Raw genomic sequence first — 24,632 nt, 5'->3', positions numbered from 1 at the left:
CGCTCAGGGAGTCGGGGGCACTCCGCAGGTACGTCGTCAGTTTGTCGGCGCGAGGTTTCACCGGCGCTGTCTCAATGTTTCGGGAGCGTTACGCGCGTGCGGTGGATGTAAACATCACATTTCGGGGCACCCCGGATTCGCCCCAAAAAACCACCAAGGAGAGCTTCTAGACTCGACCTGAACGGTTTTCGTCCGTCTTTGACTACTTTCGAGGTTCTCTGTGTCGTTGTTGCGTTCCGAACGCGTTGCCGCTTTTCTGCTCGTCATTGCCGCCTTCGTCGGTCTCGTGGTCGCGAATTCCGTCTTCGGGGATGCCGCCGTCGCGATTCGCGACTTCCATCTGGCCATCCCGTTCCTTGGCCTCGATCTCTCGGTCAGCCACTGGGTGAAAGACGGACTGCTCGCCGTCTTCTTCTTCGTGGCGGCGATCGAACTGCGCCACGAGCTGACGCACGGTGAACTCGACTCGCGCCGCAAGGCCCTCATTCCGATGGTCGCGGCGGTCGGCGGCGTGCTGGTTCCCTCGCTCGTCTTCCTCCTGATCGTCACCGACCCGGTCTACGCCGTGGGCTGGCCGATCCCCACCGCCACCGACATCGCCTTTGCCCTCGGCGTGCTCGCGCTCGTCGGCCGCGGGTTGCCGTCGCGCGTGCGCGCGATGCTCTTGGCCCTCGCGGTCATCGACGACCTGATTGCGATCCTGATCATCGCGTTCTTCTTCACGACGGATCTTCAGCCGCTCGCCCTCATCGGCGCCGTCCCCCTGGTCCTGCTCTTCGGCTGGCTGAGTTTCCGCGTGCGCAGCAAGCGCGCCCCCCTCGTCATCGCCGCGATGATCCTGATCGGGCTCGTCACCTGGGTGCTCGTGTACCACTCGGGTATTCACCCCACGGTCGCCGGCGTCGCGCTCGGACTCGTGATGACACCCGGCGCCGCCGAACCGACGCGCCGTGGTCTCGAGCCGTGGACGAACGCCCTCGTGCTGCCGCTGTTCGCGCTCGTCGCCTCGATCGTGCTGATCCCCGATGTCGGCGTCGACGAACTCAACCCGGTGTTCTGGGGCATCCTGATCGCCCTTCCGGTCGGAAAGCTCGTCGGCATCACGGCGGGGGCTTTGATCGCACGCCAACTCGCTCCCAAGCGCGAACGCGCGAACGCGCTGTCGATCGGCGATGTGCTCGTCGTCGCATCTCTCGGCGGGATCGGCTTCACCGTCTCGCTCTTGATGAACGAACTCGCGTTCGAGTCGGTTCCCGAGGTCGCGGCCGAGGGCACCCTCGCCGTGCTCGGCGGCTCGCTCTTCTCGATCATCATCGGCGTGATCATCACGGTCGTGCGCGTGCGTCAGCACCGGGCGAGCCACACGCTCGTCGAGGAGGAAGCCGAAGAGAACCCGGTCGCCTGAGCCGGGGTGACGCCGGCCGTCAGTCGGTGCCGGTGGTGAGCGCGATCAACCGCGAGACGGCCCGCAGGTACTTCTTGCGATAGCCGCCGCCGAGCATCTCATCGCCGAAGACCTGATCGAGCGGAACTCCGGTCGACACGATCGGAACTTGCGCGTCGTAGATCCGGTCGACGAGCGCGACGAAGCGCAGGGCATCCGACTGGTCGTGCAGCGTGCGCACGTCGCGCAGCCCGATGGCCTCCAGCCCTTCGACGAGCCGGACGTACCGCGACGGGTGCACCCGCGAGAGATGCCGCAGCACGGCGTCGAACTCGTCATCGGTGACGGTGCCGCTCTTCGCATCCAACGCGGCGGCGTAGTCTTCAGGATCAACCGTGCGCGCGTGGCCTTCGATGTCACGACGGCGGTAGTCGTGGCCGTCGATCCGCACAATGTCGAAGCGCGCCGACAGCGCGTGGATCTCGCGCAAGAAGTCCGCGGCGGCGAACCGCCCTTCGCCGAGTGCGTTCGGCGGCGTGTTCGAGGTCGCCGCGATCCGCGTGCCGCCCTCCGCCAACTCACCCAGGAGGCGGGTCATCACCATGGTGTCGCCCGGGTCATCCAACTCGAACTCATCGATCGCGACGAGGCTGGCGCCCTTGAGCAACGCGGCGGCACCCGCGAAGCCGAGCGCACCGACGAGCGCGGTGTATTCGATGAAGGTGCCGAAGTACTTGCGACCGGGCGCGACCTTCCAGAGCGACGCGAGCAGGTGGGTCTTGCCGACGCCGAACCCGCCGTCGAGGTACAGCCCGGGCTTCGGTGCGGGAGCCTTCTTGCGGGAGAACAGCCCGGCGCTCGGTCGCGGGGCGACGAACGAACGCGCCGCCTCGAGCGCCTCGGCCTGAGAGGGGAAGTCCGGGTCGGGACGGTAGTTGTCCAAGGTGGCGGCCTCGAACTGCCGCGGCGGCACGAGCGATGACGCCAGCTCCTCACCGCTCATCTGCGGGGCGCGATCAGTCAACGACGAAATGCTCGGCGGCATCGAGAGGGCCTCACTCACGAAGGAAGGTGTCGAACTCTTACCTGCCCTCGGCACGTTTCCGAGCGACTGCATAGAGTTGATGATGCGGTTCGCGTCCAGCCTAGCGCCGCCCCGCACCAGGAGAACCCATGACGATTCAGCCCGATTCCTCCCCCGCCTTCGCCGATTTCGCCCACCCCGAACGACTCGTGTCCACCGACTGGCTCGCCGGGCAGCTCGGCACGCCGGGGCTCGTCGTGGTCGAATCCGATGAGGATGTGCTGCTCTACGAGACCGGACACATTGAGGGTGCGGTCAAGGTGGACTGGCACACCGAACTCAACGACCCCGTCACGCGCGACTACGTCGACGGGGAGGCGTTCGCGGCGCTGCTCAGCGAGAAGGGAATCGCCCGCGACGACACCGTCGTCATCTACGGCGACAAGAACAACTGGTGGGCCGCCTACGCCCTGTGGGTCTTCACCCTGTTCGGGCACGCCGACGTGCGTCTGCTCGACGGCGGCCGCGCCCGATGGGAGGCCGAAGGCCGCCCCTACACCACCGCGCTCCCCGCGCGTCCGCGCACCGAATACCCGGTGATCGACCGCGACGACCGCACGGTCCGCGCCTTCAAAGACGAGGTGCTGGCGCACCTCGGCAAGTCGATGATCGATGTGCGCTCCCCGGAGGAGTACTCGGGCGAGCGGACCCACATGCCGAACTACCCGGAGGAGGGCGCCCTGCGCGGCGGCCACATTCCCGGGGCGAAAAGCGTGCCGTGGGCCCGTGCGGTCGCGGAGGACGGCACCTTTAAGCCGCGTGCCGAACTCGAGAAGATCTACCTCGACGACGCGGGGCTCGGCGCGAACGACGAGGTGATCGCCTACTGCCGGATCGGCGAACGCTCCGCGCACACCTGGTTCGTGTTGACCCACCTGCTGGGTTTCGACAACGTGCGCAACTACGACGGATCCTGGACCGAGTGGGGCAGCGCCGTGCGCGTCCCGATCGTCCGCGGCACCGAGCCGGGACTGGTCCCCGCATTGTGAGCGGCGCTCTCGACGAGATCCGCGAAGAGTTCCTCGCGATCGAGCAGCGCGAGCGGCTTCAGCTGTTGCTCGAATTCTCGAACGAACTGCCGGCGCTCCCGGAGCGATACGTCGACCATCCGGACCTCCTCGAGCGCGTCGAGGAGTGCCAGTCACCCGTCTTCATCTTCACCGAAGTGGATGACGACTCTCGCGTGCACCTGCACGTCACCGCGCCGCGTGAGGCCCCCACCACGCGCGGGTTCGCCTCGATCCTCGCGCAGGGACTCGACGGCCTCCGCGTTGACGAGGTGCTCGCCGTCCCGGACGACTACCCGCTGACGATCGGACTCACCGACGCCGTCAGCCCGCTTCGACTCCGCGGGATGACCGCGATGCTCGGCCGAATCAAGCGTCAGGTTCGCGAGAAGACTGCGGCCTGAGCGCGGCGAGCCAGTCACCGACCACGCGTTCCCAGCGCTCGCGGTCGTAGTTCCAGAGTTTGGTGTGCCGCGCCACCTGGAACACCTCCAACTGCACGACATCCGGTCGTGCCGCCGCCAGCGCCCGCGAGGCATCCGACGGCACGAAGCCGTCATCGTCGCTGTGCAGCAGGAGCACCGGCACCTCGATCTCGCGGGCGCGCGCGACGAAATCGAGGCGCTCGAAGTCGAGTGGTTCCGCGAGCCCGGTGAAGAAGCGACCCCACCGCTCCCGGAACAGCGTGAAGACGCCGAACCGCACGATCCGCGGGAGGCGTCTCGACGCCGCCTGGAAGTCGAGGGTGACCAGCCAGTCCACGACCGGCGAGTCGAGCACGACGCCGCGAATGTACGTGCGGTACGCCGAGCGGGTCAGTGTTTGCAGCACGGTCGCACCGCCCATCGACCAGCCCATCAGCACGATCTCCCGCGCGCCGTGCGCCACCGCGAAACGCAGCGCTGCCTCGACATCGCGCCACTCACGATCGCCCAGGGCGTAGCGATGGTCGGGGCTGCGCGGAGCATCGCCGTCGTTGCGATAGGAGATCAGCAGCGAGTCATACCCGTGGTCGGCGAAGACCGGGACGGCCCGAATCGTCTCGGCACGGCGTACGGCGCGGCCGTGCACCTGAATCACCCAGCGCGGATTGTCGGCGGGCCGATCGGTCTCGTCCCACGCGGCCGGAACATGCCATGCGGGCGCATCACCGAGCGGCGTGGCGATCGACACCTCGCGGGAGCGCACCCCGAGCTCCTCCGGCGCGAGGTAGACCCAGCCGCTGAACCGGCCATGCCGGGCCCGCTCGAGTGCACCGAAGTTGACCCGGAGGAGCCGCCGCGTGACGGTGCGCTCATCCGAGTCGATAATGTCACCGAGCACCGCGTGCCCGGTGTCGCCCGCGAACCACAGGCTGTACTCGCCCGGCAGCCGGGAATCGAGCGTCGCGCCGAGCACGATGATCCTGGCCGCGAGATCGACGCGGAGAATGGGAATGTCATCCGGTCGGCGCGACGGCGGGGTGATGACCGTCCGAGCGGCGTAGACGCTCAGGGCGCCCGCCGTCAGGGCGGCGGTCCCCACCGCGGCGAGAGCGCCGACGCCCAGAACCACGGCCACACGAGCGGCCGTCGATCCACGCGATTCTGTACGCATCCGTACCCCCAGGGGCTTCGAGAGTCGGCGTGGCATGTGACACCACGTCCTGATAAACCCTAGTCTGCGGGGGTGGCTGCTCCAGTGTCTGACCTCACGGAACCCGCGGCATTCCAGGCCGCCGTGGCCGCCGTTCGCAGCGCCACGGTGCGGTCAGAGCTCGTCCTCACGGAGATCCCGGCGCCGTCGGGCCTCGCCCCGTCGGCGATCGCCTTCGCGGCCGATGTGCGGCCCTCCGCGCACGGTGTCGATTCGGTGCTCGGGACGGGACGCTTCATCCTGCTGCACGATCCCGAGGAGCCCGAAGCCTGGGACGGCGCGTTTCGCATCGTCTGCTTCGCGCAGGCCCCCCTCGAGACCGACATCGGACTCGACCCATTCGTCGCCGACGTAGCATGGTCGTGGCTCGTGGATGCGCTGTCGGCGCGCCTCGCCGAGCATGACGTGGAGTCCGGCACCGCGACGAAGATCCTCTCGACCGGGTTCGGCGAACTCGCCGGGCACGGCGACGGCGCACAGATCGAAATCCGGGCCTCGTGGACCCCGCGCGGAACCGGTTTCGGCGCCCACCTCGAGGCGTGGGGGGATCTGTTGTGTCTTCTGGCGGGCCTCCCCCCGTCGGCAGACGTCGTCGGACTCCTTCCTCGACACCGGATGGCTCGTGACTGATCAACAAACTCCCGTCCCCCTGACTCCTCCCGCCACGTCGCACGCCGTCATCGAGACCCGCGAGGACTACCTCGCGGCCGTGGAATCGCTCGCCCTGGGAACGGGCCCGTTCGGGGTGGACGCCGAACGCGCCTCCGGATTCCGTTACTCGCAGCGCGCGTACCTGGTGCAGGTGTTCCGCACCGGGGCGGGGACGTTCCTCTTCGACCCGCCCGCGATCGGTGACTTCTCGGAACTCGCCGCGGTGATGGCCGACGACGAATGGATCCTGCACGCGGCCAGCCAGGATCTGCCCTGTCTTCGCGAAATCGGACTCGATCCCACCGTCATCTTCGACACCGAATTGGGCGCCCGCCTCGCGGGACTGCCGCGCGTCGGCCTTGGCGCCGTCGTCGAGAGCCTGCTCGGAATCCATCTGGCCAAAGAGCATTCGGCAGCGGACTGGTCGACGAGGCCGCTCCCGCAGAGCTGGCTCGTCTACGCCGCGCTCGACGTCGAGCTGCTCCCCCGGCTCCGCACCGAGATCGCGGCGATCCTCGACGCGAACGGTAAGACCGAGATCGCGCGCCAGGAGTTCCAGGCGGTGCTCGATCGCCCGGTCGTCGAGCGCGTCGAACCCTGGCGTCGACTGTCGGGAGTGCAGTCGCTGCGGAACGCCCGCTTGCTCGCCATCGCCCGCGAACTGTGGATCGCGCGCGACAGCTACGCCCAGGAGATTGACACGGCGCCCGGTCGACTCGTTCCCGACGCCTCACTTGTCGCTGCCGCGCGCCGCGCCCCCGCGACGAAGAAGGAACTGGCCGGGATCAAGGAGTTCACCGGACGTGCGAGCCGCAGTCAGCTCGACCGCTGGTTCGCCGCGATCGAGGCCGGCCGCGCGACCGAGGACCTGCCGGCGGTTCGCCCGCCCTCCGACCAGTTGCCGCCACCGCGCATCTGGGCCGATCGGAATCCCGAAGCGAATGCACGCCTGAAGGCCGTGCGTCCCGCCCTCGACGAGCTCGCTCAGTCGATGGAGCTGCCGCTGGAGAACCTTCTAACGCCGGACTACCTGCGCCGCGTGGCCTGGAGTCCGCCCGAGCCGCTCAGCGCGGAGACGGTCGACGAGGCGCTCGCCGCGCTCGGCGCTCGCCCGTGGCAGCGCGCCGCAACTGCACAACTCATCTGCGACATCTTTGTCGATCCGCCCCAAGAGCCCACACCCAGCGCCGAGAGCGATTCGTAGGAAGAATCAAAGGACGCGACGGAGTCGTCTCGCCTTCGTAGGATCGGGACTATTCCCGTCTGCGCCGCCGCGGAAATCCCGCGGTCGCTCGAGAACGCTCAGGAGGCATCGTGGCCCACGGAAAAGAAGTCGTCTTTGTGGATGGAGTTCGCACTCCCTTCGGACGAGCCGGCGAGAAGGGTCAGTACTGGAACACCCGTGCCGACGACCTGATCGTCAAGGCGATGATCGGACTCCTCGAGCGCAACCCCAATGTGCCCCAGGACCGCATCGACGACGTCGCGATCGCCGCGACCACTCAGACCGGCGACCAGGGGCTCACCCTCGGTCGCACCGCCGCCATTCTTGCGGGCCTGCCGATCACGGTTCCCGGCTACGCCCTCGATCGGATGTGCGCCGGCGCCATGACCACCGTCACGACCGTGGCGGGCGCGATCGCCTTCGGCGCCTATGACCTCGCCATCGCCGGCGGCGTCGAGCACATGGGCCGCCACCCGATGGGCTTCGACGCCGACCCGAACCCGCGCTTCCTCTCCGAGAAGCTCGTGTCGCCGGATGCGCTCAACATGGGCATCACGGCCGAACGCCTGCACGACCGCTTCCCCGCCCTCACCAAGGAGCGCGCGGACCGCTTCGGAATGCTGAGCCAGCAGAAGGTCGCCGCCGCCTACGAGGCGGGCAAGATCCAGCCCGACCTAATCCCCGTCGCCATCAAGAGCGACGAGGGGTGGGGACTCGCCACGAAGGACGAGGGACTGCGCCCCGAGACCACGATGGAAGGTCTCGCCGGTCTCAAGACGCCGTTCCGACCGCACGGTCGCGTCACCGCTGGCAACGCCTCCCCGCTCACCGACGGCGCCACCGTGTCGCTCATCGCGAGCGCGGATGCCGCCGCCGAGTTCAACCTTCCCGTCAAGATGAAGCTCGTGAGCTTCGCCTTCGCGGGCGTGGAGCCCGAAGTAATGGGCATCGGGCCGATCCCGAGCACCGAGAAGGCCCTGCGCAAGGCAGGCCTGACGATCGATGACATCGGGCTGTTCGAGCTCAACGAAGCCTTCGCCGTGCAGGTGCTCTCGCTGCTCGACCACTTCGGCATCGACGACGACGACCCGCGCGTCAACCCGTGGGGCGGCGCGATCGCCGTCGGGCATCCGCTCGCCTCCTCGGGTGTCCGTCTGATGATCCAGCTCGCCCGCCAGTTCGAGGAGCGCCCCGACGTTCGCTTCGGTCTCACCGCCATGTGCGTCGGTCTCGGCCAGGGCGGAAGCGTCATCTGGGAAAACCCGCACTACACCGGAAAGAAGTAAGACGGATGGCCACGACGAAGACGACCGAAATCCCCGACTTCTCGAAGCTGCTGGGGCTCGACCCCGACGAGGTCGTCGCGCACTCGTACGTGCGCGACATCCCCCTGCCGAGCGGCAAGACCCTCGCTCTCATCACGCTCGACAACGATCGCGACTACACGCGTCCCAACACGCTCGGGCCGCAAACGCTCGTCGAGCTGGGCGAGCGTCTCGACGAGCTGACCGCCCGGGCCGCCGCGGGAGAGATCGACGGCGTTGCCGTCACCGGAAAGCAGTTCATCTTCGCGGCCGGCGCCGACCTGTCGCGGGTCGGAGACATCCCCGACTTCGAGACGGGTCTGCTGATGGCGCAGCTCGGCCACCACGTGCTCGGCAAGCTGGACGAGCTCGGCGTGCCGTCATTCGTGTTCTACAACGGACTCGCCCTCGGTGGCGGCGTCGAGATCGGTCTCAACGCGACCTACCGCACCGTCGATTCCTCGGTTCCGGCGTTCGCGCTCCCCGAGGTGTTTCTCGGGCTGATCCCGGGCTGGGGCGGGGCGTGGCTGCTTCCGAACCTGATCGGCATCGAGAACGCTCTCGAGGTGATCATCTCCAACCCGCTGAAGAACAACCGGATGCTCAAGGGCCCGCAGGTGTTCGAGCTCGGCATCGCGGACGCGATGTTCGGTCCCGCGACCTTCTTGGAGGATTCGCTGCGCTGGGCCGACGGGGTGCTGAGTGGCACGGTCAAGGTGAAGCGCAAGAACGAGCCCGGCAAGCTGGAGCGCGCCGTCAAGTGGGACGTCGCCATCGGCATCGCCGAGAAGACGCTCGCGAGCCGGATCGGTCGGGTCGCCAAGAGCCCCTACACGGCACTCGAGCTGCTCAAGGCGGCCAAGAACACCGACAAGGCCACCGGGTTCGCCGCCGAGGACGCCGCGCTCGCGGAACTCATCGCCGGCGACCAGTTCCGCGCCTCGATCTACGCCTTCAACCTGGTGCAGAAGCGCGCCAAGAAGCCCGCCGGCGCACCGCCCAAGGAGCTTGCGCGCCGCGTCACCAAGGTGGGCGTGCTCGGCGCCGGGCTCATGGCTTCGCAGTTCGCGCTCCTGTTCGTGCGACGCCTCCAGGTTCCGGTGGTCATCACCGATCTGGACCAGGCTCGCGTCGACAAGGGACTCGACTACATCCGCGGTGAGATCGACGCCCTGCACGAAAAGGGTCGCATCGGCTCAGACGAGAAGAACCAGTTGAAGGCTCTCGTCACGGGAACGACCGACAAGGCCGATTTCGCCGGGTGCGACTGGGTCATCGAGGCCGTCTTCGAGGAGGTCGGGGTCAAGCAGGAGGTGTTCGCCCAGGTCGAGCCGTTCCTCTCCGAGGAGGCGATTCTCGCAACCAACACGTCGTCGCTGTCCGTCGACGAGATCGGTGCGAAGCTCGCTCATCCCGAACGTCTCGTCGGCTTCCACTTCTTCAACCCGGTGGCGGTCATGCCGCTCATCGAGGTGGTCAACGCCTCGAAGACCGACGAGGAGGCACTCGCGACCGCGATGTCGATCGCCGCGAAGCTCCGCAAGACCGCGATCATCACCACCGACTCCCCCGGCTTCATCGTCAACCGCGTGCTGGCCAAGGTGCTCGGCGAGGCGATGCACGCGGTCGAGCAAGGAATGCCGTTCGACGACGTCGTGGAGGCGGTGCGCCCGTTCGGGATGCCGATGGATCCGTTCGTGCTGCTCGAGCTGGTCGGCCTCAAGGTCGGCGCGCACGTGCTCGACACCCACCACGCCGCCTTCCCGGATCGCTTCTTCGAGAGCGCCGCGCTTCACGAACTCGCGGAGTACGGACACATCTTCGAGAAGGATTCCAAGGGCAAGACGAAGGGCTACGACAAGAAGGCGCTCGCGATCGTGGCGAAGCACCGTCCCGCCGACGCCCAGCCCCTCACGCCGGAGCAACTGCGCGTGCAGCTGGAGGATGGCCTCGCCGACGAGATCAAGCGGATGCTGGACGACGGCGTCGTCGCGGCCGCGGAGGACATCGACCTGGCCATGATTCTCGGCGCCGGGTGGCCGTTCCAGATGGGAGGCGCGACCCCCTACCTCGACCGCGCGGGAGCGAGCGAGCGAGCCTTCGGTGCCGCGTTCCACGAACCGCGGATCGCGGGGGTCAGCTGAGCTCAGCACCAACGTTCGCGGGCCGTCTCCCTTTCGGAGGCGGCCCGCCGTCGTTGGCGATCAGTGCCCGACGGGCGCGGCCGCTTCAAGCTCCTCATCGCTGAGCTCCGGCTTCGCCGGGCGCTGGACGAGGAACGCCGCCGGAATCAGCACGACCGACACGATCGCGCCGGTGAGGAACGCCAGTCGAACCCCGACCGCCAGCTGCTCGGGCGTCGCGAGGTTCGGGTCGGCGGCGCCGGTCGCGATCGTCCCGATGGTCAAGAAAGCGATGAACAACGCGGCGCCCGCCGCTCCCGCCACCTGCTGGATGGTCATCACCGTGGCGCTGCCGTGCGAGTACAGGTGCGGCGGGAGCGCCCCGAGCCCCGAGGTGAACAGCGGCGTGAACAGGAGCGCGAGACCGACGCTGAGCGCCACATGGGCGGCAATGAGCATTCCGACCGGGGTCTCGGTCGAGATCAGGGTGAGCCCCCAGAACACCACGCTGACGATCACCGCACCGGGGATCACGAGCGGTCGCGGGCCCAGACGGTCGTAGAGGCGTCCAACGAGCGGCCCCATGAGCCCCATCAGCAGACCTCCTGGCAGCAGAATCAGTCCCGTCTGCACCGCCTCGAGCCCAAGAGCGCGAGCCGTGTAGATCGGCAGCACGATCACCATGCCGAACAGCGCAACCATGGCAATCGAGAGCATGGAGACCGAGATGGTGAAGGTGCGCGACCGGAACGTCCGCAGGTCGAGGAGTGCGCCATCCGTGCGCTGAAGCACGAGCTGGCGGGCGATGAAGGCCACCAGGAACACCAGGCCGATCGTGAGCGGGATCCACGGGGCGACGAGCACCTCGCCCTCCGCGGCTTCACCGAAGCTCGACAGGCCGTAGACGATGGCGCTGAAGGCGAATGCCGACAGAATGACCGACATCACGTCCAGCGGAACACGACGCGGCTCAGAGACATTCGGCACGCGAGCGATTCCGATCGCGAGCATGACGAGGGCGATCGGCAGCATCACCCAGAAGATGCCGCGCCAGGCGGTGACCGCGAGAATGAGTCCGGCCACCATCGGGCCGACTGCGGGCGCCATCGACATCACGATCGAGACGCGCCCCATAATGCGCCCGCGCGAGTGCATCGGCACGAGGCTCAGCACGGTCGTCATCATCAGCGGCATCATGACCGCGGTGCCGGTGGCTTGCACCACGCGTGCCGCGACGAGCAGTCCGAAGGTCGGGGCGAGCGCCGCCAGGAGGGTGCCGGCGCTGAACAGCGCCATCGCGACGATGAACACCGGTCGCGTGTTGAGACGCTGCAGCAACCAGCCCGTGATCGGAATCACGACCGCCATCGTGAGAGCGAACGCCGTGGTGAGCCATTGGCCGAGCGCGGGGGTCACCGCCAGGTCGTCCATGATCTCGGGGATCGCGACACTCATCGTCGTCTCGTTGAGGAAGACGACGAAGGTCGCCGCGAGCAGCAGCACCAGCGCGAGGCGCGTCTGCGCCGACAAAGGCTCGACGCGCTGCAGCGCCGCAGCGGCAGCAGAATGGTGGGACACGTGAACTCCGAGCAGATGATGTCGAGAAAGGGCCGAAACGGCGGCAGGCGTCGTCGACGACGCGCCTTTCACGATAACCCGAGGAGCCGACAAATATTCCCCGAGTTACGTTCGGATTACTCGTGCTCGGCGTCGATCCGGTCCGAACCGAGGGAGAGCTCCTCCGGGAGGGGCCTCGCGACGGGAATCCTCGTTCCGAGCACCTGCGCCACGATGTCGCGCGCGATCCGCTGGTCGGTCAACCCGACCTGCTCGAGGATCTCGTCGCGGGAGGCATGGTCGAGGAACTCGTCGGGAAGGCCCAACTCGTCGACGGCGGTGTCGACGCCGGCGGCGCGCAGGTCTTGGCGGATCCGCGTACCGACCCCGCCCACGCGGATGCCGTCCTCGATCGAGACGACGAGGCGGTAGGTGGCGGCCATCTCGATGATGCTGGCGGGCACCGGCACCACCCAACGCGGGTCCACGACGGTTGCGCCGATTCCCTGCGCGGCCAGACGCTCGGCCACCTGCAGGCCGAGCTTCGCCATCGGGCCGACGGTGACGATCAGCACGTCGCGGTGCCCCGCCTCCCGCAACACATCGACGCCGTCATCCGTGCGGCGCACCGCATCGAACTCGGTGCCGACGCTGCCCTTGGAAAAGCGCACGACGGTGGGGGCATCCTGCACCGCGACGGCCTCGCCGAGTTCTTCGCGCAACCGGGTCGCGTCGCGCGGCGCGGCGATCCGGATGTTCGGAACGACCTGGAGAATGGCCAGGTCCCACATTCCGTGGTGGCTCGCGCCGTCGGGACCGGTGACGCCGGCCCGGTCGAGCACGAAGGTCACGCCCGCCTTGTGCAGGGCGACGTCCATGAGCACCTGGTCGAAGGCACGATTCACGAACGTCGCGTAGAGCGCCACGACGGGGTGCAGACCGCCGAAGGCGAGTCCGGCGGCGCTCGCCACGGCGTGCTGCTCGGCGATGCCGACATCGAGCACGCGATCGGGGTACTTCTCCGCCAGGCGGTGCAGCCCGGTCGGCCGGAGCATCGCGGCGGTGATGCCGATGATGCGCTCGTCGCCATCGGCGAGATCGACGATCTCGTCAGCGAAGACGCTCGTCCAGGAGGGCCGGCTTGCCGAATCCACGGGTTCGCCGGTCTCGGGGTCGATCTGTCCCACGGCGTGGAACTGGTCGGCAACATCGGCGAGTGCGGGCTCGTACCCCCAGCCCTTCTGCGTGATCGCGTGCACAATCACGGGGGCGTCGTACTCCTTGGCCTGGCGGAAGGCCTGCTCGAGCGCGCGCTGGTCGTGGCCGTTGACCGGCCCGACGTATTTGATGTCGAGGTTCGAATAGAGCGCCTCGTTGTTGCTGAAGCGCGCCAGGAATCCGCGAACGGCACCTCGCGTGCCGCGGTAGACCGCCCGGCCGACCGGACCGAGCCGGTTGAACAGCTCTCGGCTCGTGAAGTACAGCCGACGATACGCGCGACGGGTGCGCACGCTACTGAGGAAGCGCGCCATGCCGCCGATCGTCGGAGCGTAGGAACGCCCGTTGTCATTGACGACGATGATCAGTCGACGCGAGTTGTCGTCGCTGATGTTGTTGAGCGCCTCCCACGTCATGCCGCCGGTCAGGGCGCCGTCGCCGACGACCGCCACCACGTAGCGGTCATTCTGACCGGTCATCGCGAAGGCGCGGGAGATCCCGTCGGCCCAACTGAGCGAACTCGAGGCGTGCGAGCTCTCGACGATGTCGTGCTCGGACTCGGCGCGCTGCGGGTAGCCGGCCAGGCCGCCGCGCTGGCGCAGCAGAGAGAAGTCCTGCCGCCCGGTCAGCAGCTTGTGCACGTAGCTCTGGTGTCCGGTGTCGAAGATCACCGCGTCCCGCGGGGAGTCGAAAACACGATGGATCGCCATCGTCAGCTCGACCACGCCGAGGTTCGGCCCGAGGTGTCCGCCGGTCTTGGACACCTCGGTGACCAAGAAGCGGCGGATCTCGTCTGAGAGCTGAGTGAGCTCTTCCGGCGACAGGCCATCCAGGTCGCGAGGCGACCGGATGGACTCGAGAATCGACATGAGTCGAGCCTAGACGAGCGACCTCAGCACGTACTGCAGAATGCCGCCGTTGCGGTAGTAGTCGGCTTCACCCGGGGTGTCGATGCGCACCACGGCGTCGAATTCGACGACCGACTTGCCCGCGGGCGACTGCTCGCTCGGGGTGGCGGTCACGCGAACCGTCTTCGGGGTGGTTCCCGCGTTGAGCTCCTCGAGACCCGAGATGCTGACTACCTCGGTGCCGTCGAGGCCCAGGCTGTCGGCGGTCTCCCCCGCCGGGAACTGCAGCGGCACGACGCCCATTCCGATCAGGTTGGAACGGTGGATGCGCTCGAAGCTCTCGGCGATCACGGCCCGAACGCCGAGCAGCGAGGTTCCCTTCGCGGCCCAGTCGCGGCTCGAACCCGAGCCGTACTCCTTGCCGGCGAAGATCACGAGCGGCGTGCCCGCGGCCTGGTAGTTCGTGCTCGCGTCGTAGATGAACGACTGCGGGCCGTCGGCCTGCGTGAAGTCGCGGGTGTAGCCGCCCTCGACGCCATCGAGGAGCTGGTTGCGCAGCCGGATGTTCGCGAAGGTGCCGCGAATCATCACCTCGTGGTTTCCGCGGCGCGAGCCATAGGAGTTGAAGTCCTTGCGGTCGACGCCGTGCGCCTGGAGGTACTGGCCCGCGGGGCTGTCGGCCTTGATCGAGCCGGCCGGCGAGATGTGGTCGGTCGTCACCGAGTCACCGAGCTTCGCGAGCACCCGGGCGCCGGCGATGTCGGCGACGGGCGTGGTCTCCAGCGTCATGCCCTCGAAGTACGGGGGCTTCCGCACGTAGGTCGACTGGGCATCCCACTCGAACACCTCGCTGTCGGGCGTCGGCAGCGAACGCCAGCGCTCGTCACCCTCGAAGACGCTCGCGTACTCGTGCGTGAACATCTCGGTGTCGATGGACGAGTCGATCGTCTGCTGCACCTCGGCGGCGTCGGGCCAGATGTCCTTCAAGAAGACGTCGTTGCCGTCCTGGTCGGTGCCGAGCGGGTCGGTCTCGAAGTCGAAGTTCATCGAACCGGCGAGGGCATACGCGATCACGAGCGGCGGGCTCGCGAGGTAGTTCATCTTCACATCGGGGCTGATGCGGCCCTCGAAGTTGCGGTTGCCCGAGAGCACCGCGGTGACGGCGAGGTCGTTGTTGTTGATCGCCGCCGAGATCTCGTCGAGCAGCGGACCGGAGTTTCCGATGCAGGTCGTGCATCCGTATCCGACGGTGTAGAAGCCGAGCGCCTCGAGGTCGTCGGTGAGTCCCGCCTTGGCGTAGTAGTCGGTGACGACCTTGGAGCCCGGGGCCAGCGTGGTCTTGACCCACGGCTTGGCCTTGAGCCCCTTCTGGTTCGCGTTGCGAGCAAGGAGCCCGGCCGCGAGCATGACGCTCGGGTTCGACGTGTTGGTGCACGAGGTGATCGCGGCGATCGCAACCGCACCGTGGTCGAGGGTGAAGTCGCGACCGTCGGGGAGCGACACCGCCGTCGGCTTGGAGGCCGAGCTCGGCGCGTGGCTGACGTGCACGTGCGAGAACTCGTGCGCCGAGTCCTCGTCCTGCGCGGTGAACCCGATCGGGTCGGATGCGGGGAAGGTGCCCTCGACGGCATCGTCGACGCGCGAGTGGGCGTCTCCCGCGTAGGAGAGCAGGTCGTCGCCGAACTGCGCCTTGGCGTGGCTCAGCTCGACCCGGTCCTGCGGACGCTTGGGCCCGGCGATCGACGGCACGACGGTCGACAGGTCGAGCTCGAGGTATTCGCTGAACTCGGGCTCGACCGCGGGGTCGTGCCACAGCTTCTGCAGCTTGGAGTAGGCCTCGACGAGCTTGACCTGCTCCTCGCTGCGACCGGTCAGGCGCAGGTAGTCGAGCGTGACGTCGTCGATCGGGAACATGGCGGCCGTCGAGCCGAACTCGGGGCTCATGTTGCCGATGGTGGCGCGGTTCGCGAGGGGGACGGCGCCGACGCCGTCTCCGTAGAACTCGACGAACTTGCCGACCACGCCGTGCTTGCGCAGCATCTGGGTGATCGTGAGCACGACGTCGGTCGCGGTGACGCCGGTCGGGATCGATCCGGAGAGCTTGAAGCCGACGACCTTGGGGATCAGCATGGAGACGGGCTGGCCGAGCATGGCCGCCTCGGCCTCGATGCCGCCGACGCCCCAGCCGAGAACGCCGAGGCCGTTGACCATCGTGGTGTGCGAGTCGGTGCCGACGAGCGTGTCGGGATAGGCGCGCAGCACTCCGCCGACCTCGCGCGTGAAGGTGACGCGGGCCAGGTATTCGATGTTGACCTGGTGCACGATCCCGGTTCCCGGCGGAACGACCTTGAAGTCGTCGAAGGCCGTCTGGCCCCAGCGCAGGAACTGGTAACGCTCGCCGTTGCGCTCGTACTCGATCTCGACGTTGCGCTCGAGGGCGTTCTCGGTGCCGAACAGGTCGGCGATGACCGAGTGGTCGATCACGAGTTCGGCCGGGGCGAGCGGGTTGATCTTGTTCGGGTCTCCCCCGAGCTGCGCGACCGCTTCGCGCATCGTGGCCAGGTCGACGATGCAGGGAACCCCGGTGAAGTCCTGCATGACGACGCGCGCGGGCGTGAACTGGATCTCGGTGTCGGGCTCGGCCGAGGGCTGCCAGCCCCCGAGCGCCTCGATCTGCGCCTTCGTGACGTTGGCGCCGTCTTCGGTGCGCAGCAGGTTCTCGAGCAGCACCTTGAGGCTGAACGGGAGCTTCTCGTGACCCGGAACGGTGTCGATCCGGAACACTTCGTAGTCGGTCTCACCGACGCTCAACGTAGTGCGGGCGTTGAAACTGTTGACCGTCGACACTGTGGGTCTCCCTCTACCGTCCGCAGCGATCTCCTCGCCGCACACTCATCCTGTTCGCGACGCTCGGCGTCGTCCAGCAAGGCAAGCCTAAGCCCCGCGGGATGGTGTTCAACCGGAGTCGCGTTCGTCGATTTATCTCGACGTCAAGATATATTAGCGCGTCTGCTCGGCAGAATCCGACTCCGACATGCCGAAAGTCCAGGCGCTGCGCACCAGCAGCCAGGTCACCCACAACACGATCGCATACAGCGGCACGCCGAGCAGGAGCTTGGCCGTGGCGAGCGCCGAGGTCTGCTCGGTGACATACAGCGGGAGTTCGACCGCGAGGCGAACAAGCGGGAACGCCGCCCAGAGCAGCGTGGCGACCACCGCAACGCGGAACTTCGCCTTGTCGGCGCGCCATCCGCGATCTCCCGCGACGATTCCGACGATCGCCCCGATGAACGGCCACCGCGCCACCAGACTGACCACCATCGCGAGGGTGATGCCCGCGTTGATGACAAAGCCGACGAGGAAGTTGTCGCGCGCATCGCCCGTGAACAAGGCGATGCCAGCCGACAACGCGATGCCGAAGGCTCCCGCGATCGCCGAACCGAGCGGTTCGCGACGAATCAGTCGCACCGCGATGAACGTGACCGCGACCACGACGGGAGCCAGCACCGACAGCACGACCTCGCCGGTCGCGGTAAACAGCACCAAGAAGAGCACGCCCGGCAGGATCGACTCGATGATCCCGCGGACGCCACCGACAGCAGCCCAGAGCGCCGCGCCCGTCGGCTCTTGGCCCGGCACAACACGCGCGACCGCGGAGCGACGCGCCGCCTCGGCGAAGGCGTCGCTGACCGCGTCGCGCGCATCCCCCGCCTCGGCCGCGGGGCCATCGGAGCGAGGTTCGCTCATGACGCGGCGTCGCCGGACCGCGGATCCTGAGCCGACGCGGGCACGTGCAGCGGAATCAGGTCACGCGGCGGCATCGGCGTCGCGCCGCGCACCACGACGACGCTGCGGAACAGCTCCTCGATCTTGGCCGCGGCCTCCGCATCGACCGCCGCCTTGCCGCTGATCACGCCGCGGAGGAACCATCGCGGACCGTCGACGCCGACGAAACGCGCGAGACGCGACCCGCCCTGCTGACCGGTTGCCGGGATCTGGGCGTGCAGCTCCGGCCCGAGCGATCCGTTCGCCTCCGCCACCGAACCGCCCTGCTTGCGGATCTGATCAGCGATCTGAGCGCGGATCTCATGCCACAGGCCGCTCGAGCGCGGCGCGGCGAACGGCTGCACCTGAAGCGTCGACTCCGCGAAGTCGAGCGCGACCGCGACGACGCGCTTGCTTCCCTCTTCCACCTCGAGGCGCAGCGCCAATTCGGGTCGAGGCAGGATCTTCACGCCCCCCAGATCGACGTAAGGGCGGACGGCATTCGCTTCGCTCTCATCGAGAGGGCCGGCCGTTTCGCGGTCGGCCGGGGCCGACTTCGGGTGTTCGGTCGGCCCGGACGTCGCGTCCGTGCTGGTATCGCTCACGCAGAATCTCCCGTGTGTGTCGTGGACTCGCCGGAACCGTATCCGGTCGAACCGAATCCTCCCTGACCGCGATCGCTTCCCGGAAGGATGTTGACCGGAACGAAGCGCGCACGCACGACCGGCATCACGATCAACTGCGCGATGCGATCCCCCGCCGCGACCGCGTAGGCGTCGCGAGCGTCCGTATTGAGGAGCGTGACGCGAATCTCGCCGCGGTACCCCGCATCGACGGTTCCGGGGCTGTTGACGACCGTGATGCCGTGCTTGGCCGCGAGACCGCTGCGCGGAACAACGAACGCCACGAAACCATCGGGGAGCGCGATCGAGACGCCGGTTCCCAGCGTGACGCGTTCGCCCGCCGGAATGGTGACGCTCTCGGTCGAGGTCAGATCGGCACCGGCATCGCCGGGGTGAGCATAGGTCGGCTCCGCGGCGGCACGCAGCAGAACTTCGATCGACTCGGTCACGCATTGAGGCTAGTCCATGGTCGAATAAGGACATGACGAGCACCCCGCAACCCGTACTCTTCCGCGAACGACTCTGGCCGTCGGCATGGGTGTTCATCGCAGCCGCGCTCGTCATCCCCGCGAGCCTGCTCGTCTTTCTCCCGATCTCGGTCCTCGCGGGCGTCCTCACGGCGATCGTGTTTTACGGGGCGATCGTGGTCGCGCTGATCCTCACCACGGCGACCATCGAAGTGGATGACGCACTTCTGCGCGCCGGTAACGCCGCGATCGGGCGCGACCTGGTCTCCACCGCGCACGCGCACCGTGACGCCGACGCCGTCGCCGAACGCGGCCAGCGACTCGACGCGCGCGCGTGGTTGCTGCTGCGGGGCTGGATCAGCCCCGTCGTCCGCATCGAACTCAACGACCCGAACGATCCCACGCCCTACTGGCTGGTGTCGAGCCGTCGACCCGAGGAACTCGCCGCCGCGCTCACGCGCTCGCGGTAGTGCCGCACCGACACGCGGTGCGGACGGCGTCCTAGGAGGCGCACTCCAGGCAGACCGGGCCGAGCTTGGACTCGTGGTCGACCTGGGAGCGGTGCTTCACGAGGAAGCAGCTGACGCAGGTGAACTCGTCCGCCTGGGGCGGAAGCACCACGACATCGAGGTCGATGTCGGCCAGATCCTGTCCGCTGAGCTCGTAGCCCGGGTTGTCGGAATCGTCGACATCCACGACTCCCGACATCTTGTCGGGGACACGCTCCTGGAGGGCCTGGATGGACTCGGTTTCCTCGTCCGTCTTCCTCGGGGCGTCGTAGTCGGTTGCCATGCTCGTTCCATTTCTCGGGTGCCGTCGGTGCAAATCGGCGGGCACAGTCTGCATCATTCCCTCGCGATTCGCAAACCTCAGTTTTTCGCGCTCGCGGCGCTTCCCGTGCAACTCGCGGCGCGCCCGGGATATTCCCGGGATTACCGGGCTTCCCGTGGCATCCTGTCCGTTAATCGTGACGGCTGGAGGTCGTTCGACATGCACGAGTTGAAGGTCACCGGAGTCGAGAGCGGAGCGCTCCTTCTCACGGATGATGACGGTGGACGCTACCGCGTCCCCGTCGATGAGGTGTTGCACGCGCGGCTTCGTCAGGCCTCCCACGATGCCGGCTCCGCGCGGAAGGTTTCCCCGCGCGAGATCCAAGCCCAGATCCGAGCGGGAATGTCCGCCGAAGACGTCGCCTCGGTGACCGGGGCCTCGCTCGAGGACATCCGCCGTTTCGAAGGGCCGGTCCTCGCGGAGCGCGAGTATGTCATCCAGTCGGCGCTCGCCGTCGCGGTCCGCGGTTCGGGCGAATCCGATCTCGCCGACTCGGCACAGTTCGGTGACATCATCCGCGGTCGACTCGTCGACGCGGGCGCCGTCAACGAGCGCTGGGCGAGCTGGAAAGAGCAAGGCGGCGGCTGGGTCGTGAAGTTGACCTTCAGCGCCGACGACGTCGACCACGACGCCCGGTGGGGCTTCGACGCGAAGCGCGGCGCGCTCTCCCCGCTGAATCGCGAGGCCGAGTCGCTCTCGCAGCAGGGTGACGCCCCCGCACCACTCATCCCCCGACTTCGCGCCGTCGCCGCCGACGACGCCGAATCCAGCGAACCGGGCTCCCGCTTCGACAGCGGCGCCTTCACCATCGAGGACGCCTCCGACGGCTCCGGTCCGCGGCTTGAAGCGATCCCGCCCGCCTCCCTCGCGCGGCCGAAAGCCGAACGCCCCGCGCCGGCATCCCCGCCCGCAGCGCCCCCGACGGCAGCGCCCCCGCGCGAACGCGCGAGTCGGAACCACGGTCAGACAGCGGATCTCCTGGAGGCCTTGCGTCGACGGCGCGGAGAACGCGACCCGATGGACCCGGATCCGGAAGAGCAGCTCGCCGACCGCCCCGGCACCGGAACCGTCCGGGTGATCGACGTCCCGATGGAGACCGCGCCCATCGAGACGCCGGTCCCCGCGAAAAAGGCAGCACACGCCCCCAGCGCGCCGGCGCCCGCTGCCAAGAGCGGCCGCAAGGGGCGCGCCTCCATGCCGAGTTGGGATGACATCGTCTTCGGGGCACGACCGGACGACGAGTAGGCCTCCGGGGGCCCACAGCGACTCAGCGTGCGAAGGCCCCGAAACGCAACAGCGGAATCGACCGTTCGGTCGACGTCAACGACCCGTGCTGACCGACCATGCCGCGTCCGCCGTCCTCGGGGTCGACGTAATACGCGATCGGACGCCGCGCGAAGACGAACACGTCGCCGAATCGAGGCTCGACCTCGGCATCGACGGGGCCGAACCATCCCGCCGCGATCGCCTCCGCTCGCGTCGCCACCCAGGCGCGGGGTCCCTCGTGGGTGCGCCACGCCTCCGCGACCGTGTCCGCGTCGACCCCGGGCTCGAGGTGCAACTGGAGCCCACGGGGCTCCCCCGCGACGTGCCGCACGCCGGTCAGTAGCTCCGGCGCGACGATCCGATGGGCTTCGGAGGGAATGTCGAGCATCCCGTGGTCCGCCGTCACGAGCACCCCCTGCGAGGAGCTCAGGCCGGCCACCAGCGGGGCGAGCGCGGCGTCGAGCGTCTCCAGCGCCGAGGTCCACTCCGCCGAGGCCATGCCCTTCGCGTGTCCCGCGGCGTCAAGCTCGGGCACATAGAGGTAGATCAGGCGCGGCCCGGGGCGACGGAGTTCCCGCATCGCCACGTCGACGCGGTCCTCGATCGTGGCGCCCGCCCGGAACTCGGCCCCGCGTAGCACCGCGGCGGAGAAGCCCGAGTCGCGATAGCGCTCGCGGCCGATCGCCACCGACTCGATCCCGAACTCGTGCGCGCGCTCGAAGACGGTGCGGGATCGCTGCCAGCTCTCGGGATCGAGGGCGCCCGGACCCCATCCGGTGAGTTGGTTCACGACCCGGTCGCTCGTCGGATCGAGCACCGAGTACCCGACCATCCCGTGCTCACCCGGACGCGTTCCCGTCATCAGGGAGGCGAGCGCGGCGGCCGTCGTCGACGGAATGCCGCTGTCGATCGGCGGGTCACGGTCGAGATGTGCCGCGAGCGTGCGGGCGTGGCCCCGATGCGCGGTGAGCCCTTCGGCACCGAGGCCGTCCACGAGAACCACAATCGCGTGGGTCACCGCCGGAAGGCCCAGCGATCCGCGCTGCCCCCGCAAAGCCAGAAGGCAATTCGGAAGAACGTCGGCAAGGCTGAACCGGTGTGATTTCGCCGCCGGTAACATTGCCCCGATCCTATGACTCCGCGCGCATCTTCTCCCGTCACCCCTGCCCAGCCCACTGGCGAGCGCATCGAAGATATCGACGTCTCCGCCGAGATGCAGGGCTCGTTCCTCGAGTACGCCTACTCGGTCATTTACGCCCGGGCTCTGCCCGACGCGCGCGACGGGCTCAAGCCGGTTCAACGACGCATCCTGTACCAGATGAGCGAGATGGGGCTGCGCCCCGATCGCGGCCACGTCAAGAGCGCGCGGGTGGTGGGCGACGTGATGGGCCGGCTCCACCCGCACGGTGACAGCGCGATTTACGACGCACTCGTCCGGCTCGCCCAGGACTTCACGATGCGCGTGCCGTTGATCGACGGACACGGCAACTTCGGTTCGCTCGACGATGGTCCGGCCGCCGCGCGGTACACCGAGGCCCGGCTCCGCCCGACCGCCATCGCGATGACCGAGGGGCTCGACGAAGACGTCGTCGACTTCGTTCCGAACTACGACAACCAGCTCACGCAGCCCGACGTCCTTCCCGCGGCCTACCCGAATCTTCTCGTCAACGGGGCGAGCGGCATCGCCGTCGGCATGGCGACCAACATGGCGCCGCACAATCTGGTCGAGGTCGTCGCGGCGGCGCGCCACCTGCTCGACAACCCCGGCGCAACCCTCGACGAACTCATGGCCTTCGTGCCCGGGCCTGACCTTCCCACCGGCGGGACCATCGTCGGCCTCGACGGTGTCAAGGATGCCTACGCGACCGGCCGCGGCTCGTTCAAGACGCGTGCGAAGGTGTCGATCGAGCCCATCACGGCGCGCAAGACCGGCCTCGTCGTCACCGAACTGCCGTACCTCGTTGGCCCCGAAAAGGTGATCGAGAAGATCAAGGACGGCGTCACGTCGAAGAAGATCACCGGAATCTCGGACGTGACCGACCTGACCGATCGTAAGAACGGCCTCCGTCTGGTGATCGGCATCAAGACCGGCTTCAGCCCCGAGGCGGTGCTGGAGCAGCTGTACCGGTTGACCCCGCTCGAAGACGGCTTCTCGATCAATAACGTGGCACTCGTCGAGGGGCGACCGCTCACGCTCGGCCTCAAGGACCTCCTGCAGGTCTATCTGACCCACCGGCTCGAGGTCGTGACCCGGCGTTCGCGCTACCGGCTGACGCGCCGCCAAGAGCGCCTGCACCTGGTCCTCGGTCTACTCATCGCGATCTTGGACATCGACGAAGTCATCCAGGTCGTGCGCACCTCGGACGACACCGCGCAGGCCCGCGCGCGACTGATCGAAGTCTTCGACCTGTCCACGCTGCAGGCCGACTACATCCTCGAGCTGCAATTGCGCCGTCTGACGAAATTCAGCCGGATCGAGCTGGAGACCGAGCGCGACAAGCTCGAGAAGGAGATCGCTCAACTCGAGAAGATCCTCGGCTCCCCCACCCGTCTTCGCGCCCTCGTGTCGAGCGAACTGGCGGAGGCGGCCGAGAAGTTCGGAACGCCGCGGCGCACCCTCCTCACCGAGGCGCGTCCCGCGCCTCCGCGAAGCGCCTCCGCCGCCGCCAAGCAAGCTGCCGCGGCGCTCGAGATCGCCGACGTCCCCACCCTTGTCGTTTTCTCGACTACGGGGCGTGCGGTGCGCATCGATCTGCCCGAAGGTGTCGACGCACCCGCGGCTCCGGCGCGACGGAGCCGGCATGACGCGATCCGTTCGACGGTCACCGCCACCTCGCGCAGCGAACTCGGCGCCATCACCAACCGCGGACGCCTGATCCGCTTCACCCCGGTCGATCTGCCCGTCGTGCCGCCGAACTCGGTTCAACTGGCCGCCGGCGCGAAGCTCCGCGACTACCTGGGCCTCAGCGATAAGAAGGAACACGTCGTCGCACTCGTCTCCCTGACGAGCGAGCAGCCGATCGCCCTCGGCACGGCACAGGGCATCGTCAAGCGCGTGACACCCGGGAACTGGCCGAGCCGACCCGACTTCGAGGTGATCTCCCTCAAGCCGGGTGACGAGGTCGTCGGCGTCGGGCACACCTCCGACACCAGCGAGCTAGTGTTCGTCACGAGCGACGCGCAGCTGCTCCACTTCGCGGCGACGAGCGTGCGGCCGCAGGGCCCGTCGGCCGGAGGCATGGCGGGCGTCAAGGTCTCGCCGAAGGCCCGCGCCCTGTTCTTCGGCGTCGTCGACCAGCCCGAGACGGCGGTCGTCGTCACCATCTCCACCCCGGACGGGGTTCTCGCGGGAACCGACGCGGGCCGAGGCAAGGTGAGCTCGTTCGCGGACTTCCCCGGCAAGGGCCGCGCCACCGGCGGGGTGCGAGCTCAGAGCTTCCTGAAGGGCGAAAGCAGCCTCGAACTCGCCTGGGTCGGCCCGGCACCGGCGGTACCTGTCGGGCCCGACGGATCGCTGCGCTCGCTCCCCGAGGCGGGATCCAAGCGCGACGCCTCGGGCATCCCGCTCGATGCGGTCATCGGCTCGATCGGCACGACCCTGTAGACGCGCTCACGGCCCGCCGAGAGCGCACCCGACCGAGCTC

General features: G+C 68.1%; 20 protein-coding genes. 10 read left to right on the top strand and 10 right to left on the bottom strand.

Annotation, left to right across the window (positions count from 1 at the left end; translation table 11 throughout):
- The first annotated feature begins 220 nt into the window (after positions 1-220).
- Entirely contained in the window at positions 221-1,405 is a 1,185-nt protein-coding gene (locus QZ258_RS10290; RefSeq protein ID WP_294181247.1) for a Na+/H+ antiporter NhaA, read from the top strand.
- A 19-nt stretch (positions 1,406-1,424) separates the two neighbouring features.
- Here the strand turns inward: QZ258_RS10290 and zapE are convergent, their stop codons facing one another.
- The gene (zapE, locus tag QZ258_RS10285; protein ID WP_294181246.1) at positions 1,425-2,429 is read right to left on the bottom strand and encodes a cell division protein ZapE; all 1,005 of its coding nucleotides are present in this window, start codon (positions 2,427-2,429) and stop codon (positions 1,425-1,427) included.
- Positions 2,430-2,557: 128 nt separating this feature from the next.
- On the opposite strand from zapE, the gene QZ258_RS10280 reads away from it, so the two are divergent.
- Complete coding sequence (locus QZ258_RS10280; RefSeq protein ID WP_294181245.1) at positions 2,558-3,457, top strand: sulfurtransferase; 900 nt, start codon at positions 2,558-2,560, stop codon at positions 3,455-3,457.
- Positions 3,454-3,879: a SufE family protein gene (locus QZ258_RS10275; protein WP_294181244.1), complete on the top strand. Its 426-nt coding sequence runs from the start codon at positions 3,454-3,456 to the stop codon at positions 3,877-3,879. Before QZ258_RS10280 ends, QZ258_RS10275 begins: the two co-directional genes overlap by 4 nt.
- Here QZ258_RS10275 and QZ258_RS10270 read toward each other — a convergent pair.
- Complete coding sequence (locus tag QZ258_RS10270) at positions 3,845-5,035, bottom strand: S9 family peptidase (RefSeq protein ID WP_294181242.1); 1,191 nt, start codon at positions 5,033-5,035, stop codon at positions 3,845-3,847. The genes QZ258_RS10275 and QZ258_RS10270 overlap by 35 nt on opposite strands.
- Before the next feature lie 120 nt (positions 5,036-5,155).
- Here QZ258_RS10270 and QZ258_RS10265 point away from each other — a divergent pair, with 120 nt between their 5' ends.
- The 4 genes from QZ258_RS10265 to QZ258_RS10250 all read left to right on the top strand — a co-directional run bounded on the left by QZ258_RS10265 (position 5,156) and on the right by QZ258_RS10250 (position 10,434).
- Complete coding sequence (locus tag QZ258_RS10265) at positions 5,156-5,740, top strand: DUF3000 domain-containing protein (RefSeq protein ID WP_294181241.1); 585 nt, start codon at positions 5,156-5,158, stop codon at positions 5,738-5,740.
- On the top strand, positions 5,733-6,965 hold the full coding sequence (locus tag QZ258_RS10260; protein WP_294181239.1) for an HRDC domain-containing protein: 1,233 nt from the start codon (positions 5,733-5,735) through the stop codon (positions 6,963-6,965). The genes QZ258_RS10265 and QZ258_RS10260 overlap by 8 nt, the downstream gene beginning before the upstream one ends.
- Positions 6,966-7,075: 110 nt before the next feature.
- Positions 7,076-8,272 carry a thiolase family protein gene (locus QZ258_RS10255; RefSeq protein ID WP_294181238.1) on the top strand — a complete coding sequence of 399 codons (1,197 nt, stop codon included), beginning with the start codon at positions 7,076-7,078 and terminating at the stop codon, positions 8,270-8,272.
- 5 nt (positions 8,273-8,277) lie between these two features.
- Positions 8,278-10,434 carry a 3-hydroxyacyl-CoA dehydrogenase NAD-binding domain-containing protein gene (locus tag QZ258_RS10250; RefSeq protein WP_294181237.1) on the top strand — a complete coding sequence of 719 codons (2,157 nt, stop codon included), beginning with the start codon at positions 8,278-8,280 and terminating at the stop codon, positions 10,432-10,434.
- A 60-nt stretch (positions 10,435-10,494) separates the two neighbouring features.
- Here the strand turns inward: QZ258_RS10250 and QZ258_RS10245 are convergent, their stop codons facing one another.
- From QZ258_RS10245 to dut, 6 genes are all read right to left on the bottom strand, one after another.
- Entirely contained in the window at positions 10,495-11,991 is a 1,497-nt protein-coding gene (locus QZ258_RS10245; protein WP_294181236.1) for a DHA2 family efflux MFS transporter permease subunit, read from the bottom strand.
- Between the two features lie 116 nt (positions 11,992-12,107).
- The gene (dxs, locus tag QZ258_RS10240; RefSeq protein ID WP_294181235.1) at positions 12,108-14,057 is read right to left on the bottom strand and encodes a 1-deoxy-D-xylulose-5-phosphate synthase; all 1,950 of its coding nucleotides are present in this window, start codon (positions 14,055-14,057) and stop codon (positions 12,108-12,110) included.
- Between the two features lie 9 nt (positions 14,058-14,066).
- Complete coding sequence (gene acnA / locus QZ258_RS10235) at positions 14,067-16,883, bottom strand: aconitate hydratase AcnA (RefSeq protein ID WP_294181234.1); 2,817 nt, start codon at positions 16,881-16,883, stop codon at positions 14,067-14,069.
- Between the two features lie 153 nt (positions 16,884-17,036).
- Positions 17,037-17,783, bottom strand: a complete 747-nt coding sequence (locus tag QZ258_RS10230) for a DUF3159 domain-containing protein (RefSeq protein WP_294181233.1) — start codon at positions 17,781-17,783, stop codon at positions 17,037-17,039.
- Positions 17,780-18,406: a DUF3710 domain-containing protein gene (locus QZ258_RS10225; RefSeq protein ID WP_294181232.1), complete on the bottom strand. Its 627-nt coding sequence runs from the start codon at positions 18,404-18,406 to the stop codon at positions 17,780-17,782. The genes QZ258_RS10230 and QZ258_RS10225 overlap by 4 nt, the downstream gene beginning before the upstream one ends.
- Complete coding sequence (gene dut / locus QZ258_RS10220; protein WP_294181231.1) at positions 18,403-18,873, bottom strand: dUTP diphosphatase; 471 nt, start codon at positions 18,871-18,873, stop codon at positions 18,403-18,405. The genes QZ258_RS10225 and dut overlap by 4 nt, the downstream gene beginning before the upstream one ends.
- Before the next feature lie 32 nt (positions 18,874-18,905).
- Between dut and QZ258_RS10215 the strand changes: the two genes are divergently transcribed.
- Positions 18,906-19,361 (top strand): DUF3093 domain-containing protein, encoded by a 456-nt coding sequence (locus tag QZ258_RS10215; protein ID WP_294181230.1) that lies wholly within the window; start codon positions 18,906-18,908, stop codon positions 19,359-19,361.
- A gap of 31 nt (positions 19,362-19,392) precedes the next feature.
- Here the strand turns inward: QZ258_RS10215 and QZ258_RS10210 are convergent, their stop codons facing one another.
- Complete coding sequence (locus QZ258_RS10210) at positions 19,393-19,683, bottom strand: DUF4193 domain-containing protein (RefSeq protein WP_294181229.1); 291 nt, start codon at positions 19,681-19,683, stop codon at positions 19,393-19,395.
- 198 nt (positions 19,684-19,881) lie between these two features.
- Here QZ258_RS10210 and sepH point away from each other — a divergent pair, with 198 nt between their 5' ends.
- On the top strand, positions 19,882-20,967 hold the full coding sequence (gene sepH / locus QZ258_RS10205) for a septation protein SepH (protein ID WP_294181228.1): 1,086 nt from the start codon (positions 19,882-19,884) through the stop codon (positions 20,965-20,967).
- A 22-nt stretch (positions 20,968-20,989) separates the two neighbouring features.
- Here the strand turns inward: sepH and QZ258_RS10200 are convergent, their stop codons facing one another.
- Positions 20,990-22,006: an alkaline phosphatase family protein gene (locus QZ258_RS10200; RefSeq protein ID WP_294181227.1), complete on the bottom strand. Its 1,017-nt coding sequence runs from the start codon at positions 22,004-22,006 to the stop codon at positions 20,990-20,992.
- A 114-nt stretch (positions 22,007-22,120) separates the two neighbouring features.
- Between QZ258_RS10200 and QZ258_RS10195 the strand changes: the two genes are divergently transcribed.
- A complete protein-coding gene (locus QZ258_RS10195; RefSeq protein WP_294181226.1) occupies positions 22,121-24,592 on the top strand; it encodes a DNA topoisomerase (ATP-hydrolyzing) subunit A in 2,472 nt (823 codons plus the stop codon).
- The last annotated feature ends 40 nt before the right edge of the window (positions 24,593-24,632 follow it).

The sequence above is a fragment of the uncultured Schumannella sp. genome, assembly GCF_905479755.1.
Lineage (GTDB): Bacteria > Actinomycetota > Actinomycetes > Actinomycetales > Microbacteriaceae > DCRR01.
This window is presented reverse-complemented; position numbering and strand designations above follow the sequence as displayed.

What these genes read in the sequence shown, in the direction of transcription:
- zapE (WP_294181246.1), bottom strand. Translation starts at nt 2,429, where the DNA reads ATGCCGCCGAGCATTTCGTCGTTGACTGATCGCGCCCCGCAGATGAGC.
- QZ258_RS10280 (WP_294181245.1), top strand. Translation starts at nt 2,558, where the DNA reads ATGACGATTCAGCCCGATTCCTCCCCCGCCTTCGCCGATTTCGCCCAC.
- QZ258_RS10250 (WP_294181237.1), top strand. Translation starts at nt 8,278, where the DNA reads ATGGCCACGACGAAGACGACCGAAATCCCCGACTTCTCGAAGCTGCTG.
- dxs (WP_294181235.1), bottom strand. Translation starts at nt 14,057, where the DNA reads ATGTCGATTCTCGAGTCCATCCGGTCGCCTCGCGACCTGGATGGCCTG.
- QZ258_RS10230 (WP_294181233.1), bottom strand. Translation starts at nt 17,783, where the DNA reads ATGAGCGAACCTCGCTCCGATGGCCCCGCGGCCGAGGCGGGGGATGCG.
- QZ258_RS10215 (WP_294181230.1), top strand. Translation starts at nt 18,906, where the DNA reads ATGACGAGCACCCCGCAACCCGTACTCTTCCGCGAACGACTCTGGCCG.
- QZ258_RS10210 (WP_294181229.1), bottom strand. Translation starts at nt 19,683, where the DNA reads ATGGCAACCGACTACGACGCCCCGAGGAAGACGGACGAGGAAACCGAG.
- sepH (WP_294181228.1), top strand. Translation starts at nt 19,882, where the DNA reads ATGCACGAGTTGAAGGTCACCGGAGTCGAGAGCGGAGCGCTCCTTCTC.
- QZ258_RS10195 (WP_294181226.1), top strand. Translation starts at nt 22,121, where the DNA reads ATGACTCCGCGCGCATCTTCTCCCGTCACCCCTGCCCAGCCCACTGGC.